13 protein-coding genes are annotated in these 17,065 nt (G+C 64.0%); 1 reads left to right on the top strand and 12 read right to left on the bottom strand.

Annotated elements, in window-relative coordinates:
- Window positions 1-123: 123 nt before the first annotated feature.
- From ACSGC5_RS05725 to ACSGC5_RS05670, 12 genes are all read right to left on the bottom strand, one after another.
- Complete coding sequence (locus tag ACSGC5_RS05725; RefSeq protein WP_434969653.1) at window positions 124-1,590, bottom strand: hypothetical protein; 1,467 nt, start codon at window positions 1,588-1,590, stop codon at window positions 124-126.
- On the bottom strand, window positions 1,587-2,375 hold the full coding sequence (locus ACSGC5_RS05720; protein WP_434969652.1) for a TatD family hydrolase: 789 nt from the start codon (window positions 2,373-2,375) through the stop codon (window positions 1,587-1,589). The genes ACSGC5_RS05725 and ACSGC5_RS05720 overlap by 4 nt, the downstream gene beginning before the upstream one ends.
- Entirely contained in the window at window positions 2,375-3,673 is a 1,299-nt protein-coding gene (locus tag ACSGC5_RS05715; protein ID WP_434969651.1) for a hypothetical protein, read from the bottom strand. Before ACSGC5_RS05715 ends, ACSGC5_RS05720 begins: the two co-directional genes overlap by 1 nt.
- The gene (locus ACSGC5_RS05710) at window positions 3,670-4,512 is read right to left on the bottom strand and encodes a hypothetical protein (RefSeq protein ID WP_434969649.1); all 843 of its coding nucleotides are present in this window, start codon (window positions 4,510-4,512) and stop codon (window positions 3,670-3,672) included. Before ACSGC5_RS05710 ends, ACSGC5_RS05715 begins: the two co-directional genes overlap by 4 nt.
- The gene (locus tag ACSGC5_RS05705) at window positions 4,502-6,385 is read right to left on the bottom strand and encodes a KAP family P-loop NTPase fold protein (RefSeq protein WP_434969647.1); all 1,884 of its coding nucleotides are present in this window, start codon (window positions 6,383-6,385) and stop codon (window positions 4,502-4,504) included. Before ACSGC5_RS05705 ends, ACSGC5_RS05710 begins: the two co-directional genes overlap by 11 nt.
- Window positions 6,382-9,177 (bottom strand): DEAD/DEAH box helicase family protein, encoded by a 2,796-nt coding sequence (locus ACSGC5_RS05700; protein ID WP_434969646.1) that lies wholly within the window; start codon window positions 9,175-9,177, stop codon window positions 6,382-6,384. The genes ACSGC5_RS05705 and ACSGC5_RS05700 overlap by 4 nt, the downstream gene beginning before the upstream one ends.
- A complete protein-coding gene (locus ACSGC5_RS05695; protein WP_434969645.1) occupies window positions 9,161-11,140 on the bottom strand; it encodes a site-specific DNA-methyltransferase in 1,980 nt (659 codons plus the stop codon). Before ACSGC5_RS05695 ends, ACSGC5_RS05700 begins: the two co-directional genes overlap by 17 nt.
- Before the next feature lie 291 nt (window positions 11,141-11,431).
- A complete protein-coding gene (locus ACSGC5_RS05690) occupies window positions 11,432-12,547 on the bottom strand; it encodes an ImmA/IrrE family metallo-endopeptidase (protein WP_434969644.1) in 1,116 nt (371 codons plus the stop codon).
- Window positions 12,548-12,565: 18 nt separating this feature from the next.
- The gene (locus ACSGC5_RS05685) at window positions 12,566-13,195 is read right to left on the bottom strand and encodes a hypothetical protein (protein ID WP_434969643.1); all 630 of its coding nucleotides are present in this window, start codon (window positions 13,193-13,195) and stop codon (window positions 12,566-12,568) included.
- Between the two features lie 105 nt (window positions 13,196-13,300).
- Window positions 13,301-13,567, bottom strand: coding sequence for a hypothetical protein (locus ACSGC5_RS05680; RefSeq protein WP_434969642.1), 267 nt, complete (start codon window positions 13,565-13,567; stop codon window positions 13,301-13,303).
- 193 nt (window positions 13,568-13,760) lie between these two features.
- Window positions 13,761-14,210: a hypothetical protein gene (locus tag ACSGC5_RS05675; RefSeq protein ID WP_434969641.1), complete on the bottom strand. Its 450-nt coding sequence runs from the start codon at window positions 14,208-14,210 to the stop codon at window positions 13,761-13,763.
- A gap of 115 nt (window positions 14,211-14,325) precedes the next feature.
- Window positions 14,326-14,715, bottom strand: coding sequence for a helix-turn-helix domain-containing protein (locus ACSGC5_RS05670; protein WP_434969640.1), 390 nt, complete (start codon window positions 14,713-14,715; stop codon window positions 14,326-14,328).
- A 567-nt stretch (window positions 14,716-15,282) separates the two neighbouring features.
- Between ACSGC5_RS05670 and ACSGC5_RS05665 the strand changes: the two genes are divergently transcribed.
- Complete coding sequence (locus tag ACSGC5_RS05665; RefSeq protein WP_434969639.1) at window positions 15,283-17,025, top strand: recombinase family protein; 1,743 nt, start codon at window positions 15,283-15,285, stop codon at window positions 17,023-17,025.
- Window positions 17,026-17,065: the final 40 nt, after the last annotated feature.

The raw sequence follows: 17,065 nt of genomic DNA, 5'->3' as shown, positions 1-17,065 counted from the left end.
CGTCATCGGGGGCATCCGCCACGTTCGGATCAGTCACACTGTTTAGCACCGCGCGTATGTTCCTACCTTCGCCGGCGGACACGAATCCAACCGCGGGTCGAATCACGCGATAAGAAGTCGCCATCATGAACTCAACGATCCCTCTTTCTTGGATGCACGCTCCTGCGCGCCGAGCGGAGCACCAAGCAATCGGATGGCCTCAGAACGCACCGCCCGTTCGAGGACGTCGGCCACGATCGCAAGGTGCCGGGGTTCGAATGAGCCTGAGCCGTGCGACAGGGTGTTTCGGGCTCTCGTGAGAGCGGTCTGAAGCGGGAGCGTTCCTTTTCCGATGTATGCCTTGCGAACGGCCTTGATCAGTTCGGTCTTCGTGAGTTCCTCCGAGACCTCGTCCGGCAGTCGCTTCAGCAGATCTGCGAGCGCCGAGTCGAGGCCCTGCTGAGCCTCCCGACGGAGGTTCTTGTTGATAAATGTGAAGTCGGCCTTCTCGAGAAGCTGCTGGGCACGCGCAAGTATGCTCTCCCGCTTGAGGCCGTACTTCTCTTTGTCCGCATCATGCTTGGCGCGGTTCTCGAAGCCGTATGACCCCTCCAACGCTTGGAGCAGAAGTAGGAACCTCGAGCGGGGATGTTGGTCAGCAGCCGTTGCCATTGCACCGTAGGTCTCAAAGAGGGGATGCCTAGCCGTGATCTGTCGTTGCCAGGCATGCAGTAGGTCGAGCAAGCTCAGGTCGTCGTTCGCAAGGTTGACCGCCGAACGAATCTCCTCGACCGCAGCGCGGGTTGAGTTGACGGGCAGGTGGGTGATGTCCCAGCCGAACACCTGGTCGCGGTGCGAGCGCGGGGCGGCCTCATCGACCACCGCGAGAAGGTACCGAAGCTCACGGGGAGCACCCGTCAGGAGCGAGATGAGCTGGCGGAGAGGGCGCACCCACTCAAGCCACCAATCGACAGCTGTCATTGGCTCGTCTGAGTTGAGGCGTAGGACTGGGCCGAAGGCCATCCTGAATTCGTAGCCGTCGAGCGCCCGCACGCTGTAGTCGTAGCTGAAAGTCATCGACTGGCCGCCGACGCTCCAGGTGAACTTGGCATCCTTGTCGACGGTGGCTTCCCAGACTGGCTCGTCGCCAGCCTTCATCGGCATCTTGACGCGCGAGATCGGTGCGACCCCCGCGACCGATTCCAGCCCCTCGATCTGGAGCTCGATGGAGGCATACTTCCGGTGTTCCGCCGTGTCGAATGCGTCAAGTGACAGTGCTGCGAAGGCTCCCACGGCTCGCCCATTTCCGGGGAAGCTGTAGCTGAGTTCACCGTTCATCAGGGCCACATAGGCCCCGCTTGAGAGTCGGCCTGTGAGGAGGTCGAAGGCGTGGCGCTGTGGGAACGAGGCGACTCCTGTAGCTCCTTCGGACACCCACTCGATCGGCAGATCGCCGTAAAGGATCCCGGTTGGGTACTTCCCCTGCTCGACGGTCAGGAGTCCCGGGATCGCCAGGTGGCCACCTCTACGGTCGGGCACCTGCCAGGTGATGAGGTACTCGCCGGTCTCAAACGGCAGCTTGACTGCTGAGGTCTCCTTGGCTGGTTTCATCGCGGCGCTCCGTGCGCACGCGCGAAGGCGATCATCCGCCGAACAGCGGCAGGGAGAAGGCCGTCAACGTTCGTCTCACCCACAAGGCGGATCAGGTTCGCCCAGACCTGCCCGCGGACAGCTTGGACATCGAGACTGTAGATCCGCGACAGCGCCTGTTCGACGTCGTCGACGGAACCCGGCTGTCGCGGCGAAGTGGATGTGCGATCACCGGACGGATGGTCGGTCTCGGTAAGAATCCGCTCGAGCGGGATCAGCGAGACGTCAGCCGGGTACTTCATCCCTGCGGCGTTGATCGAGAACCAGCAGTCGAGTTCGATCGCCCGCAACGTCTCGGCCTCGTTGCCGCGCCACCAGTGGAGCACAGCACCCTTGATCGGCGTGCGCTCCAGCGCGCCCAGAACGCGGCCCGACGTACCTGAACTGTGGATAGAGGCGACGCGGGGGGTCCTCTGAAGCGCGCTAAGCACCGAGGCGAACACCTGCTCCTGATCCGCAATTGGCACCTTTGAGCGCCCGTCCAACCCGATCTCACTCACGAAGGCGGTCGACGCGAGCAATGAGCTAAACCTCGTTGCGTCGAAGTCCTGCTGCGCCTGCGCGACGCCTGGATGACAGCCGACGCCCCAGATTGTGACATGATCGCGACGAGCTCTGACGGACTCGTACTCGTCCAACGATCGAGTCGCCGCGAACACGACTGCGCCGAGCCGCTCGAGGTCGGCGGGGCGAGTCTTCGGGTTGATATGCGCATGCAGGTCGAGCGGGGGAAGCTGGGGTGCCATCAGAAGAGCCCCCGCAGTTCCTCAACTCCCCGCCGGGACAGCGCGAGCGCGTCCTGCGCGGCGTATCCCTCCGGCAGTGACATCGCCATCACGTCGCGTGGCCGGATGCCTCGGTCGACGAAGTCGCGGAGCGGCTCAACGATCGACTTCTGCCGGACGAACGTGCCGTACCTGCCACTCGCATCTTCGGAGAGATAGGTCGTGGCGTCTGGAATGCCGGCGGCGGTGAAAGCTGCTCGGCGGACGAGGCAGCCGAAGCAGACACCGCAGGAGGAACCAGCTGGCGCTCCGCTGTAGCGCCCATCGGTGTGCGAACAGGAGTTTGTGCTGCTGAGGTAGGCCGAGGCGGCGTCGATGCCAACGGCATCTGCCACACGGCGGAACATCTCGCCCTTCGTGAGCGTCTCGAAGGGGTTCTCGATAAGGCCATGACCGCCCACGCTCCGCATCAGCGCAGACAGTTCGCGCAAGAAGCGCGGATGGGTGGTGTGCGTCGACAGGCTGCCACGGCGATCGGGGCCGAGCGGCGGGTTGAGCGAGGCAAAGCCGTTCTCGGCAATCCAGAGCGTCGAGCCAGCGCGCTCAGCGACGGCAAGCCCGAGCGCAAGGAAGAGCAGTGAGCGCGAGCGCGTCGATGTCTCGCTGCGGAACGATGAGCCGTCAAGGCGCCTCGATCCACGATGGAGGTGGAACTGATGATGCACCTGCCGGATGCCGGGTACCAGCTCGCTAATCGCGCTGACGATGCCCTGTTGCACCGGGGAGATCGCGGTCGAGCTGTACTGAGACACCAGCGACTGGGAATGGTTCCCGCCCAGCTCAACTGCGGACAACAGTGCGCCAGCGGCCGAGTCAGCGCCCCCGCTCAGAAGCACCGTCCGGTCATGGTGCTGCTCCTCGATCGGCAGCCCGGTCGCCTCAGCCAAAGGAGCCTGAGTGAAACTGAATGCCCAGCTGTCACCCGAGAGGAAGCCGACCGTGCGGGACAGCTGCTCAGCATACGGCGCCCAGATTTCAGGATCGGTCACCTCAACGGTGAGGGCGAAGTCCCGTGCGTTCCAGCTCGAGCCTCCGGCCTCACGGTGCACTGATCGATCAGCGGCAAGAACACCGAGCGCAATCCGGACGAGGTCGACGTTTCGTGGGTTCACCACGCCGAGGCCGGCCAGGTGGGGATCGACACCGCCAGTGAAGGTGGTGCGGCCGTTGCGCGTCCAGAGGAAAACCTCGTCGAAGCCGCCTTCCTCAAGGCCGGCATCAGCAGCTGCCTCGGAGAGTGTGAGCAGCAGCCGGGTCATGACGTGACTCCGAAGATCTGCCCGATGTCGCGGATGCCATTCTGGATAGCCTGCGCCATTTGCTGCTCGGTCGCGCCTGCCGGGTTCAGGGTTGCCTGCGCCGCGTACTCCGCTGCCACATCACGGATTTGGCGCTCCAGGCTACGGCGCTTCTCGAAGCTGGCGTCCTTGGCGTAGATCGTCGCTGACACCTCGGTCAACGCGGTCTCCGCGATCGTTGTCTCGATCGACTTCCTGACGACATCCTCCGGCGTCGGCGGATGATCCGCAGGCTGCTCCAAGATCCACTCGACAACGGTCGCGACGATGTCGCGTTCCTCAGCATCCGCAACTGTGCTGTCGGCCTGGGACTCAAAGGTCGCCTCGATGATCTTGAGCCCGATAGCGACAGGGTTACCGAGCGACTGCAGCTCGTCGTAGTTGAGACCAGCCTCACGCAGGGCCTCCCGGTTGCCAGACGAGTAGGCAAGCGCAAGCCGCCCAGCTCGCCCAGCTGCCCGAGATACCCGACCGACAGAGCGGGTGGCGCCACCCGATGAACGGCCACCCCCTCCGCCTCGGGCACCGCCCCCGCCGCCGCCACCTGGGCCGTCGCTGCGCCCACCGCGTCCGCGCGAGTTGAGCAGGACGCGAAGCGCCGGCCCGAGGTCTACACGCGGTTGCGCCGGCGTTCCGGGACGCGGCGGATCAGAAGCGTGGTCGGCTCCGTCCGCGCCGCTCGTGTCAGCACCATCGGCGGCGCCTGGCCCACCTGCGGCATCAAGCCACGCCGCAATGTTGTCGCGCAGGTCGCCTGCGTCCTTGCCACCGCTGCCGCCGAATGAGCCGCTAGTTCCCATTGCCGCTCCACGCCGTCTCGACGATGCCCACAGATTGCTGGAGTTGCTGGTCGTCTGACCCGTCCCGCCAGGTATCAAGCACCGGCCGATAGACCGCCTGATCCAGCGGTCGAAGCTTGATGATCGTTGCCGGTTCGACGTGGGCGGCGGGAAGACTCTTCAGCGCCTCCACAACACTCGGCTGGGTACTGGGCTGCTGCGCCGCGAGGCGAAGCAGGCTCTCGACGGTGAACTTCTGCAGAGCGGGCTGATCGCGAGTTCGGCGTCCGAGATGGCCGACCAGGATCTGGGCGTCGCCCTCTGGAAGCAGCTTCAAGGTTTCGTCGGTGACGCCTGCACGGTCGAGCTTGAGGCTTGAGGTCAGGGCAACCGCGAGGTCGCGGAGACGCTCGGGTAGGCCGGTGTCGATGACCTCGATCTTGGCGAATGAGGCAGCAAGGTATAGGTACCCGGAGATGGCGGATGCATCAAGTACGGGCGGGAGTTTCGCCCAGCGGCGGAGAGTGTCGCTGAAGTCGTCATCACGAGCGGGCTCTGGCTCCGGCTCGGCAACGGCAGGCTTCTTTCTGGCGCCGCGCTCCTTCGGCGTCTCTTCCTCGGAGGTTTCAGACGCCGGTTCCTCAATCGTCTCTGCGCGACCGTTCGCAGCAACGTCGAGCGCGTCAAGCTTGTCGCGCAGCTGGTTCGACGCGAGCCAGCCGAGCACGGTTTCAAAGTCATCGGTGAGGATGCGCTCCAGCACCATGAGCTTGGCAACCTCATCCGGCTCCAGCTCGAATCCACGACGCCGGGCAACGGCCTGGCGTACATTCAGGTCGTTGAGGAACCTCTTGATGCGGCGCGGATTGCCGTGGAACTTCTCATAGAGGATTGGCGTCAGGCGTGTGGCCGTGACAAGGTGCTCCGCCAGCACACTGCCATCCTCGACCTCCAGGTCGTCGAGGCTGCCGCCGCCTATGCGCAGCTCGTCGCACTTCGTGACGAAGGACGCATATGCCGCCTCGTCTTCGCTCAGCTCGGCCTTCGCGAGAAGGAGGAAAAGATACGCCTCGGTGTCGAATCGGCTCAGCGCGGGAAGAGGGATGGTCGTCTGGACGATCTTGTGCAGATAGAGCTTGGCCGGATCCTCATCCTCGTTTTTCGGAGCCGCAGTCTTGAGCTTCTGCTGGATCGCCTCGGCGACGCGATCCTCATCGGCCGCGATGACGAAGGACATGCGCTTGGCCGAAAGGAACAGCCTGATCGCTTCAAGGGTCTCGACCACAGTGTCCGGCAGGCAGCGGTCGAGATCGTCGACGAGCACCACCACACGCGACAGGTGGGCCAGCGCGGGATCAGCCAACAACGTCTCGAACTCTTCGCGGAAGGCGGTCATGCCTTTCTCGCCGTCGAGGCTGTCAGGCTCGTCGCTCACCAGCCCGAAGACGTCATCGATGTTTGGCAGCTGCATGGTGATGGCGGTCTTCGCGGCCATCTTGACCGCCTTCGACCAGTTCACCTTGCGAACGAGCTTCTTGAAGGCTTCGAGGCCAGCCTTGCCAACCGGGTCTGACTCTTTGAACTCCTTGCTGAGTGCGCCGAGCACCTCAGCGATGAGGCTCTCCTTCGGGCCAACCGCCGGGTCGTAGAGCCACGGCTGCGTCGAGATGACGAGCACCTTGCGGTCGCCGCTCTTGGAGCGCTCCGTGATCTCGGACTTGATCAGTTCAAGGACGCTGGTCTTTCCGCTGCCCCAAGCACCAGACAGCCCGATTGCCACCGGGTCGAGCCCATCGTCGAAGATGGCGTCTGCGGCCGTCTCCGCCACAGCACGAAAGGCCAGCAGATCCTGGGTGGCGGGCTCATCTGACCAGAGCGGGTAGGAGGAGGTCATACTGCACCTCCATCGGCGCCGTTCACAACTTCGCCGATCAGCAGCCCGTGCGTGTCGGTCGTGTAGTTGTAGTCGACCGGCCCGATTGGTGCGGCTTCGAAGTGGTGCTCCGCGAAGCGGATGCGCATGGCCTCGTCCCAGTCAAGGTCGTCGAGGTTGCGGGTGTCCTTGGTCTCGCGGATGAGGTAGAGCCGCTGGGTGCCGTTCTCGTCGTAGACGATGGCCCAGTCCGGCGAGTATTCACCGACCGGCGTGCGCACGCGGAAGCGGCGCGGCAGCTTCGTAAACAGCTTGACGCGCTCGCGGTTATTCTCGAGCTGGGCGGCGAAGGCGCGCTCGACGTGGCTGTCGTAGTCGACGTGGTCGTAAAGGTTCACGCCGCCCTCGGGCGCAGCGATGACGCCGTTCTTCGGATCGGGGTTGCCGGGCAGAGGCTGCGGCGGGTTCTTGGATTCGACTTCGAGGAAGACGACCTCCGCGTCCCACCAGTCGGTTTCGTCGATGGGTTCGTAGCTGATACCGCGAACCATCTGCTCGATCGTTTCGATGCGGATGGCGTTTGCCACGATCCGCGCCCAGCGGTCAGGATCGTCGAGGACGTGCCGGGCGTAGTCGCGGTCGGGATAGTTCAGGATCTCGCGCACGATCCCGGCCAGGGTCGGTCGGGTGAGCTGGAGGGGGAACTTGCCGTACTGGAGCTGATCCTCGATGAGCTGCACGATGTCAGGCAGCCGCTGGCCCACGACGACGATGCGTTCGCCGCGCGACTCGGCCACCGCAGAATCTGCTGTGATGACGTGCCCCTCGTCGTCGTAGACGAGATCGGCGGACTGCACGACGTTGGCGCGGCGCTCGATGAACTCCAGGTCGGCCAGGTGCTCGGACGCCGCAACCACGATGCAGAGCGCTTCCGGCTCAACGGTGACGCGGTAGCGCGCCTTGTAGCGGATGCGCTTCCACAGCTCGGCGAACTCGGGGCTCTCGAACAGGGCAGGGCGTCGGCGGACGATGACCTCGTTGTCGGCATTGTCGACCTCGGGGCCAGCCTCGCCGGAGCCACCGCCAGAAGCGATGTACTCGGCATTCAGACCGTCGCGGAACTCCGTGAACGACTCGTCCACGATGAGGGTCAGCCGGTTGATCGCCGGGTCCATGACACGGTGACCGTTCTGGTCAACCGGCAAACGCAGACCACGGCCGATCTGCTGGCGACGCTCCAACTCCGAGCGGGTGTGTCGCAGGAAGCCGACCTGGAAGACGTTCGGGTTGTCCCAGCCCTCCTTGAGCGCAGAGTGAGAGAAGATGAACGCGCGCGGGTTGGCGCGATCGAGAATGAGTTCCTTGTTGGCGATGATCTCCTGGTACGCCCGCGCCTCCAGCTCGGCATCCGACGCTCGACCAGACGTGTCCTTCAGGATTCCCGTCTTGGTCGACGGGAAGTATGCGACCCGCAGTTCAGCCGGGTCGGGCATGTCGCTCTCGGGATAGCCGGCGCGCAGCCACTCCTCGCGGTACAGCTCGTCGAACATCGCAGGTAGTACCGCCTCGTCACCGGCATAGTCGGCCACACGTTCGACGAAGAACAGTGACAGCACCTTGACGCCACGGTTCATCGAGTCGATCTGCCCCTGACGGGCCAGGTGCGTTCGAATGGTGTGGCGGATCTGGTCACGCCAGACAGCCTCGGCATCGACGCCGGTCTCGGTTCCCGCCTGCACGACGAGGCCGTTCTCGAAGATCACCCGGTCTGGCTTGCGCTCGATGCTGTCGACAACCAGGCCGCGGTACTGCGGCAGACTGCCGGACTCCTCGAACAGATCGGTGCCGTTCTGCAGCACCACCGGCACCCGCTTACCACCGGCCTTGTCGATTACGGCCTCTGCCATCAGGCGCTTGCGGACGCTCCGAAGCTTGTCGAGACGGACGTAGGGCTTGCCGTCCTCGCCCGCGACGATGCCCTTGACTGACACCCGCTTGACCAGGCCCGCCTCGGCGGCCTGCTTCGGGCCAAGCCGATGCACGAGGTTGAACGGCTCCTTGTGGGTTGCGCTGTAGCGCAGCGCAACCAGCGGGTTCAGGGTGGCAATCGCCTGTCGGCGCAGCGGCGTCGCCATGTTCTGCGGCTCATCGATCAGGACGACCGGGCGGGCCTTGGCGATCTGCTGCACGCCGCTGAGCGAGTCACCCCACAGCTGGGGCTGCTCCGCACTGGCGTAGAGCGTGTTCGTGTCCGGCTTGTCGAGCGCCTGCACGCTGGCGACCAGGAACTGCACCGTGCCCGACGGCTCGGTGAAGTCGTTCAGCGCCGAGTTCTCGCCCAGCACACCCCACTTGTACGGGACGCCGGGGTACTTCAGCCGGAAGTGCTCTTCGGTCTGCTCGAACGTCTTGACCACACCCGCACGGATCGCGATCGAGTGAACCAGGATCACGAACTTCCGCAGCCCATACAGCTCCGCCAGACGCAGCGCAGTCGAGATATAGACATACGTCTTGCCCGTGCCGGTCTCCATCTCGACGGAGAAGTTCGGGAACTCGCGGTCGGTGCCCTCGAGATCTGTCTCCGCAAGCAGCTCCAGCTGCGTCTGCGGTTCGACAGCCTCGCGGGAGGTGATCGTCCTCAGGTTGTCGGTAAGAACGGAGTGTTCCAGCGTGAAGCCCGCGTGACCCTCCGCGCCAGGCGCCTGCCCAGCAAGCGCATAGCGCGGCGGCACCAGGGCACCCTCAAACAGGTCGACCACCGCAGAAACGGCGGCCGACTGGTGCGGCTGATCGTCAAAGCGAAACTTCACGAGGCACCCGCTCCAGAAGAATCAGCTTTGACTGCAACCGCGGCGCCAATGTCAGCGTCACCGAGTCCTCGACCTGGTCGCCACGAAGAATCAGGGTGTCGTCATCACTCAGGCCCAGCGCATCGGCCGTCGCCAGCGAGAACGCGTCGAGCGAGATCAAGAGGCGACCCGACGTGCTCTTGCCGTCGGCGGGAGTGAACTCGTAGACCGTCACACCGTCAACTTCGTGCGTCGTCACGCGCGCATCGAGCTTCGTACCCGTGGCCTTGAGCGCCACCTCCCATGCCACGTCGAGCGGCTTCGCACCATCAACCACCGGAGCGCCCGCCGTGTGGTCGAGCACCTGCGTCAGGTAGCTCTGCCCGGTCATCTCCGGCAGCGCGAAGAGCGGCTTCTCGATGACGAGGTTCGTCGGACGCGTGCGGAAGATCCGGAAGCCGAGCTGGGGAGCATCGAGCGTCTCCTGTTGCAGGGAAGCCGCCGCACGACGCAGTCGCTCGGCCGTCACCTCGAAGATCGTCTCGTACCCGGCGGCGAGCGCGTTCTTACCCGACTCCTCGGACGCATCAGGCTTCTCCGGCACCTGCACCAGAATCCAGTGCCGCGTCTTGCCATCCCTCGGGTTCTGCTCCCACACCGCCTGGCCGGTCGAGCCAGAGCCTGCGAAGAAGTCGAGGATCAGGTCGCCGTCGTCAGTGATGGCGTGGAAGAGGCGGGCCAGTATCTCTGTGTCTTTCGGGTAATCGAAGACGGTGGCGCCCATGAGACTGTCGAGCGCCTTCGAGGCTGCCCGGCGATCCTTGTAGAAAACAGACCCCGGCGCCCACTCCTCGTGCTCGTGCAGATATGACTTGATCTTCAGGCGTTGGTCGACGCTCTCCGGGTAGTAGATGCGGCCGTCAGCATCAAGCTGCTCCATGCGTTCGCGGCTGTAGGCCCAACCGTTCTGATGAGGCTTGTAGCCCTTGAAGTCGTAGACGAGATTGGGGCGCGGGTTGGGACTACGCAAGTTATCGGGGAAATAGACCCCTCGCTCGTCGACGTAGTTGAAGTGCTCGTGCGCCTTGGAAGCATGCTCGTCCGGGAGTGCACGGAACCAGGCGAGCAATCCACTATGGATTGCAGAGAAGTCCTTTCCATGACTACCACGAAGCTCTTCGACCTTGGCGTAGATCTCGTCCAGTCCGGCCTTCCGTTCACGCCAGCGTGCGTCCTGTTCACGCAGATAAGCGTGGTCGCGTGCATAGGCCACCACGTAGTCGTGACCAACCGAAATCTGCCGAGCGTCGTTCTTGCGACCGCCGTTCCACACGAAACTGCCGACGAAGTTCTCTGCGCCGAACACCGCGTCGAGTAGAAGCCGCAGGTGGTGCACCTCGTTGTCGTCAATGGAAACGAGGATCACACCGTCACGGCGCAACAGGTGACGAGCCAGCGCGAGGCGCGGGAACATCATGGTCAGCCACGGCGCATGCTTGCGGCCGCCGGTCTCGATCCGGCTGGTCGTGGCGTTGCCCTGGTCGTCGACCTGGCCGGTCTCCTCGAGGTACTGCCGCTCGGGCACCGCGAAGTCGTCGTTGTAGGTGAACGTGTCTCCCGTGTTGTAAGGCGGGTCGATGTAGATCAGCTTGACGGCGCGTGAGTAGCCATTCTTCAGGAGCTTGAGCACCTGCAGGTTGTCGCCCTCGATCAGGACGTCACGAGCATCCGGCCAGTGCACGGAGGCATCCTCATCGGGAACGAGCGTTGCCGTGGTCGGGACGCGCGCGTCCTGGCGTGCTCGCTCGATACCAGGCCAGCTGAAGGAGAAGGCAGGCTTGACCTCGCCGTCAAGGCCAAGCGCCCCGAGCAACGCATTACGATCAAGTTCCCCATCGAGGAAGGCACTGGGCACCAGGTCGCGGAGCTGGGCGAGCAACTCTTCGTGAGCGTCCCGGGTCTCGTCCGGCACCGACGGGGTCATCGGGCGACCTCCTGGCGATGGGCGTCACGGTTACACGTTGTGCTGCTGGGGCCGTGCGACCACCTGGTGCTGAACGTTGTCATGCTGTGCTGGTTCTCCTCCGCGCTGAGGCGCGTCTTAAGTTGTGCTCTCGGGGCGTGTCCTACGCTACCGACGACCACTGACACTGCTAGGGTGCCGCGCCGGAGGCGGTGCCGAGAGGGGTCTCGCGACGGGGAGCCTGACCGGCTCGACCGAACGTTGCGATCTGTCCTGATTATCTCACGATCAGGACTTTTCGTGAAGATCGACTTACACCACTCGAAGGTTGGCTCGGCTCGGAGTTCGCAGCTGCGCTTCGCCTTCGATAGCAAAGGTGACTAGACCAAGCATGAGGTCGCGAACGTCTTGACCACGCACGTCGAGTGCGCGCGCGATATCAATGAAGCTCTTACCCTGAGAGCGCATGTCTGTCATCACTTGTGTGAGCAGGCTGGAGCTTTCCGCGAGCAGGTCTGAGCCCGGCTCGCCGCGCCGGAAGCCCGCGCTAGAGAGCTGTCTCGCCAACGTGCTGTAGGTCCAGTCCGAGATCACACCCAGCCTGTGTGCACGCAGGTTGAGCGCCATCGCGCTGACGCGCCACCGCCGCTTGAGTACCAGGATGTCTTCGAGCATGAGGTTGCCCCTAATCGAGCCGAGGACGTCAGCGCGCGGCATCAGGAAGGCTGAAGCGAAGTCGTTTGCGGCCTGCTCCTTCTCCTTGCCAGGCTCAACGTGTAGTGAACCACCGTGCATGACCAGGTGCCCCAACTCGTGGGCGAGGTCGAAGCGCAGGCGCTCGGCAGACTTATGCACGTTGAGGAAAATCACCGGCGTCGCCCTGTGCCGGAACGAGAACGCATCGACCGCCTGAAGCGGCCCGCCGGCTGAGTAGACCTTGGCACCCTTGGACTCGAGAAGCTGCAGCAGGTTCTTGATCGGCGCCGCGCCAAGCCCCCATGCACCGCGCAGTGCCTCCGCGGCCTGCTCGGCTGGGAGCACCTCGTCAGCATCGAGCAGATCCTGGAGCTCCGGCACCGCCGGAGCGGGGGCTTGGTAGGTCGCTTCGATCCAGTCCGAGAGTTCGATGGCTAGCGCAGAGAGCGACCGCGCGGTCTGCTCATCCTTCTTCGCCAGCCGAGACGTAGCCCGGAAGTGGAAGGCGTCCGTGGGCGGCAGCGCAGTGACGGGGCGGTAGAAGAAATCGACTGGGAAGTCCAGGGCCCGCGCGAACTCGCGGATCAGCTCAGGGCTAGGAGTTCGTTTCAGGTTCTCCGTCTGAGAGATCCACGGCGCGGTGACCCCGACCTCAGCCGCGAGAGCGGTGGCCGTCACCTGTCGAATGGCGCGCGCCATCTCCACGCGCGCGGGAACGAAGGTATTGCTCATCGGGTCAAACCCTTCGTCTTAGCGTCGGGCGATCTTGAACGAGAAGTCGTCCTCGTCGTTGCCCTCTTCGAAGCTGAATGCACCAAGCGCCAGGTCGAAGGCAGGGAAGATGATCCGTTCCGACCAGCTGTTCACGAAACTGCCGAGCCGTCCAACAGGCCGCGACAGCTCCAGGTGCACGAGGCCGTCGCGCTCGTCGTAAAGGAGGATACGGACGTCGTCGACGTCAACTTCACCCTCGTCGGTCGGCTGGCCAAACATCGCGACCGCGCCGTTCTCGTCCACACGGCGGGCGAAAGCGGATCCCTTGGGGTTCTTGGTGGTCGGGCTACCGTAGGTGACGCCAGTAAAGGCGTTGCCGCTGCTGACGATGAGCCCGAGGTTGAGCTCAGGTTGCAGGAAGTAGGGAAGATTCTCGGGGTCGAACCGCCGCCACCCAAGCTGCAGGAGCATCAGCCCCTCGTGCACCGTTTCGATGGTGCGCGCCCAGCGCGTGAACTCGGGAGCAGACTTCGGTGCAGCCGGGCTGAAGGTGCGGCTCTCCGCCGCCGCGACAGACACCGCACGCTCGAACACAGTCGCCTCGAGCCGCATGGGCGCGAGCAGGCCTGCCAATGCCTCGCGGGTCTTCGGGGTGTGGATTGCCATCAGGAGTCCCTTCTCGCGGCTGAGCCGACACCTCACCGTAGCAGACTGAGTAAAAGAACAGACACATGAAGTTAGGGTGTGTCGCAGGGAAGGCCTTCTCGGTCCTCAGACCCCGAGCACCGCTCGCCGCACCCGCATAGGCCACGGCGCCAGCGTTGCCATCCGGTACCTCAGCCACAGGTCGACGAGCGCTGCCTGGTCAGTCACGATCTGCACAGCCTGCCGCGTCGTCTGATCCCACGTATGACGCGGCCGGAGCCCGGCACCGTCGAGGTACGCGGCGATCGTCGCTCCGGCGTAGGGCCGGAGGGCGAGTGCTTCGGAGAGCTCACCGCGCACGTCGATCAGGTGTTCCCGGAGTGTGTGCTGCATCCAGTGTGGCCAGCGATGCGCCGTGGAGTCGTCTTCCAGTTGGGCGATGATGACGTACGGATCACGGCGGCAGTCGTCACACGGACGGTCTCCGCGAACATCGGACGACGAGCCTGATGGGCTGCGCTGTCACGCCACGACTGCAGCGCCCGGTTCAGCTTCTCGTCCCAGGATGGATAGGGCTCGCCGTTCATCAGTAGGCAGACGTCGCGATGTAGTTCGGTTCCAGCGCCACCGTCTTCGGCAGCGTGCCCGGGTCGAAGCGCCGGCTCAGCTCGATCCGCTCCTCCAGTTCCGGCGTCAGCCACGAGTGCACCTCCAGCGGATACCCCATCCAGAACAGTCGCTTCACGACGGGCTTGTACCAGCAAGCCACCCGGGTCTGTCCCTCGAAGATGGTGAACTCGGCATGCAGTGACCGGGCATGCGACGTCGACCCGATGACCCGAATCGGGCCGATGACCCGAATCGGGTGCGCCAGGTCGATGCAGAAGTCCGAGATGAAGGTGCATGACGAGGTGTGCCCACCAACAGAAACGACCCGAGTCGAGATACTCGGGTCGTTATCGAAGATGGCGGTACTCGCCGCAATGGAGTTCTTGCCATAGTCGGCAAGGCGGAGGTAGTGGAGGCGTTTCGGCATAGCGGAGGCTCCTTTCCGGGAGGGCAGGGACGAGGAACATACCGTCCTCCCCCGGGCCAAGCCCAGTCCGGCAGTAGCGACCCCAAAGCGCCCGTAGGAGCCCCATCCGGCGGCCTCAGCCGGAGTACCCCCGGTGCGTGTTCTCCTTGATGAACGCCATCAAAGAATCACGTGCGATGTACTTCCGACTGCCGATCTTCGTGTGCTCAATATCCCCACGGTTCGTCAGCTCGTAGACAGCCGAGTAGGGAATCCCCAGCGCCTTGCCCGCGTCCTTGAGAGACAGTAGCATCGGCCCGGACTCCGAGAGCAGGTTCGGTCGGATCACTGTCGTCTGCTCAGCTTCGACCACCTCGACTTCCGATGCCACGTCTTTCCAGGAGCCGAAGTACCCGTACGGGCGGTTGAACTCTTCCTGCACCTTCTTCGCCGCGTCCTCTTCGTCCGTGGCACGCACCCACCGCTCGGCGACCTGCACGCGTGTCACCACGACCTTGTATCTCATGTACGTCTCCTGCTTCTGCACCTGCCGGGTGCGTGGCTTCTTCGATGATCTCCCAGACCCCGTGCGCTGAACACGACGCATCGCCCGCACTGTCGCTCCGACATGCTCGTCGTCGACGACAGCGGCACCAGGTTGCTGCGGTGCTGGAGCAGGTGACGCTGGAGCTTCATCCTCTTGAAAGCGAAGATGCGCAAGCAAAGAAAAACCGCCGATCACAGGGGTCGATACGGCGGAATTTCTTGGAGGGCCCAGTGGGGCTCGAACCCACGACACCCTGCTTAAAAGCCAGATTTGTACCACTTTGGTGGACATGCCTACCCCTGTTATCACAGCACTTCGCACACGTTCACGTTGCCTCACATTGGGTTCCGTTGCCGTCAATTACTGCCGTCAAACCGTCCTGCCGAATATCCATCAAAGCGAGCGCATTTTCACGTCAGCGAATCGGCAGGGAGTCATACGTCAAGCCTGCAACGCTGCTCTCATGAACAAGCTCCGCAAGGCATCGTTCCCGCTGTCTCTGCTGCCCGCCACACCGCTCATGCCCGAGAAGAAGGAGCCGCGTCCATGACGCTCTACGACGAGACCCCACCCATCCCGCATCCCGACCAGCTCAGCTTCGAGACGATCGACGTCGGCACCGGGCAGCCCGTGGACGACATCCCAACTGGCAAACGGGCAGTGATCTATCTGCGCGTCTCCACTCCGAGCCAGGTCAACACCGACTACGACCCGGAAGGTATCTCCCTTCCAGCGCAGCGCAAGGCCTGCTACCGCAAGGCCGACCAGCTCGGAATCACCATCATCGACGAGTACATCGAGCCTGGCCGCTCCGCCCGGGAGATGACCAAGCGACTGGCGTTCCAGCAGATGCTGGAGCGCATCCGCACCGAGCGGGACGTCGACTACGTCATCATCTACAAGCTCTCACGCATGGCCAGGAACCGCTTCGACGATGCCATCGTCGGTGCCGAACTCAAGAAGCGCGGAGTCACCCTCATCTCCGCCACCGAGTCCATCGACGAGACCCCGGTCGGGCAGCTCATGCACGGCATCCTCGCCGCGTTCAGCGAGTTCCGCTCCGCCGAAGAGGGAGCCGACATCGCCTACAAGATGGGCGAGAAGGCCAAGAAGGGCGGCACGCTCGGCAAAGCACCCATCGGGTACATCAACACCATCGACCGCATCGACGGCCGCGAGATCCGCGCTGTCGCCATCGACGACGAGCGTGCGCCACTCGTCCGGCTCGCATTCGAGATGTACGCCGCAGGCGAGGCGACCCTCGAAGACATCCAGAACGAACTCACCGACCGAGGACTGCGCACCCGCCCCACCCAGCGCCGCCCCGCCGGCCCGATCTCCGTCTCCAAGATCCACCAGATGCTCCAAGACCCGTACTACGTCGGCATCGTCACGTACAAAGGCGAGGAATACCCCGGCCGGCACGAGCCGCTCATCGACCGGGAGCTGTTCGACCAGGTGCAAGACCTCCTCGCCTCGCGGGGCAGGGCAGGCGAACGCCGCCGCGTGGTGCACCACTACCTCAAGGGCACCCTGTGGTGCGGCGCCTGCTGGCGACGCGACAGGTCCATCCGCCGCATGATCGTGCGCCGCACCATCTCCCGCAGCGGCGAGGAGTACTTGTACTTCTTCTGCCGCGGCACCCAGGACGGGTTCTGCGACGCCAAGTACTCCAACGTCCACCGCATCGAACGCGCCGTCGAGGAGCACTACCGCACCGTCCAGTTCAGCCCCGACTTCCTCCAGGCCATGCGCAAGACCCTCGACGACGCCCTCGCCGAGCAAGAAGCCTCACAACGCGCCCTGAAGGAACAGCTCGAAGGGCAGCTGGAGCGCCTGGACGCCCAGGAAAGCAACCTCCTGGAGCTGGTCGTCGACGACACCATCCCGAAGGAGAAGATCCGCGCCAAGCTCCGCGAGATCGGCGCTGAACGCGAACGCCTCACCGCCCAGCTCCAGGCCACCGTCGACACGCTCAAGGACGCGGTCGAGTTCATCGAGACCAACCTGCGCCTGCTCGAAGACCCCTACGAGCTGTACATGAACGCCAGCGACGAAGTCCGCCGCCGCCTCAACCAGGCCATCTTCAAGCACATCTTCATCGACCATGACGAGATCATCGATCACGACCTCGAAGACCCGCTCGGAGACCTCTTCACCGTCCAGACGATCTACCACGCCAGCACCATCGGAGCACCGCCTGGCCGCCTGCACGACCTCGCCCAGGCCTCCTGGGCCAAGGGGTTAGCGGCAGAAAAGAGTGGATGCGATAGCGGTTCTGGCGCGTGATTCCGCGGTGATGGGGGGACCGTTATGGTCGACGACTCTT

Origin of the sequence: Microbacterium sp. bgisy207, from assembly GCF_965345035.1 — a bacterium.
Classification (GTDB): domain Bacteria; phylum Actinomycetota; class Actinomycetes; order Actinomycetales; family Microbacteriaceae; genus Microbacterium.
Note: the sequence above shows the minus strand (reverse complement) of the source record. Positions and strands in the feature narration are given on the sequence as shown.

What these genes read in the sequence shown, in the direction of transcription:
- ACSGC5_RS05725 (WP_434969653.1), bottom strand. Translation starts at nt 1,590, where the DNA reads ATGAAACCAGCCAAGGAGACCTCAGCAGTCAAGCTGCCGTTTGAGACC.
- ACSGC5_RS05720 (WP_434969652.1), bottom strand. Translation starts at nt 2,375, where the DNA reads ATGGCACCCCAGCTTCCCCCGCTCGACCTGCATGCGCATATCAACCCG.
- ACSGC5_RS05715 (WP_434969651.1), bottom strand. Translation starts at nt 3,673, where the DNA reads ATGACCCGGCTGCTGCTCACACTCTCCGAGGCAGCTGCTGATGCCGGC.
- ACSGC5_RS05710 (WP_434969649.1), bottom strand. Translation starts at nt 4,512, where the DNA reads ATGGGAACTAGCGGCTCATTCGGCGGCAGCGGTGGCAAGGACGCAGGC.
- ACSGC5_RS05705 (WP_434969647.1), bottom strand. Translation starts at nt 6,385, where the DNA reads ATGACCTCCTCCTACCCGCTCTGGTCAGATGAGCCCGCCACCCAGGAT.
- ACSGC5_RS05695 (WP_434969645.1), bottom strand. Translation starts at nt 11,140, where the DNA reads ATGACCCCGTCGGTGCCGGACGAGACCCGGGACGCTCACGAAGAGTTG.
- ACSGC5_RS05690 (WP_434969644.1), bottom strand. Translation starts at nt 12,547, where the DNA reads ATGAGCAATACCTTCGTTCCCGCGCGCGTGGAGATGGCGCGCGCCATT.
- ACSGC5_RS05685 (WP_434969643.1), bottom strand. Translation starts at nt 13,195, where the DNA reads ATGGCAATCCACACCCCGAAGACCCGCGAGGCATTGGCAGGCCTGCTC.
- ACSGC5_RS05680 (WP_434969642.1), bottom strand. Translation starts at nt 13,567, where the DNA reads ATGCAGCACACACTCCGGGAACACCTGATCGACGTGCGCGGTGAGCTC.
- ACSGC5_RS05675 (WP_434969641.1), bottom strand. Translation starts at nt 14,210, where the DNA reads ATGCCGAAACGCCTCCACTACCTCCGCCTTGCCGACTATGGCAAGAAC.
- ACSGC5_RS05670 (WP_434969640.1), bottom strand. Translation starts at nt 14,715, where the DNA reads ATGAGATACAAGGTCGTGGTGACACGCGTGCAGGTCGCCGAGCGGTGG.
- ACSGC5_RS05665 (WP_434969639.1), top strand. Translation starts at nt 15,283, where the DNA reads ATGACGCTCTACGACGAGACCCCACCCATCCCGCATCCCGACCAGCTC.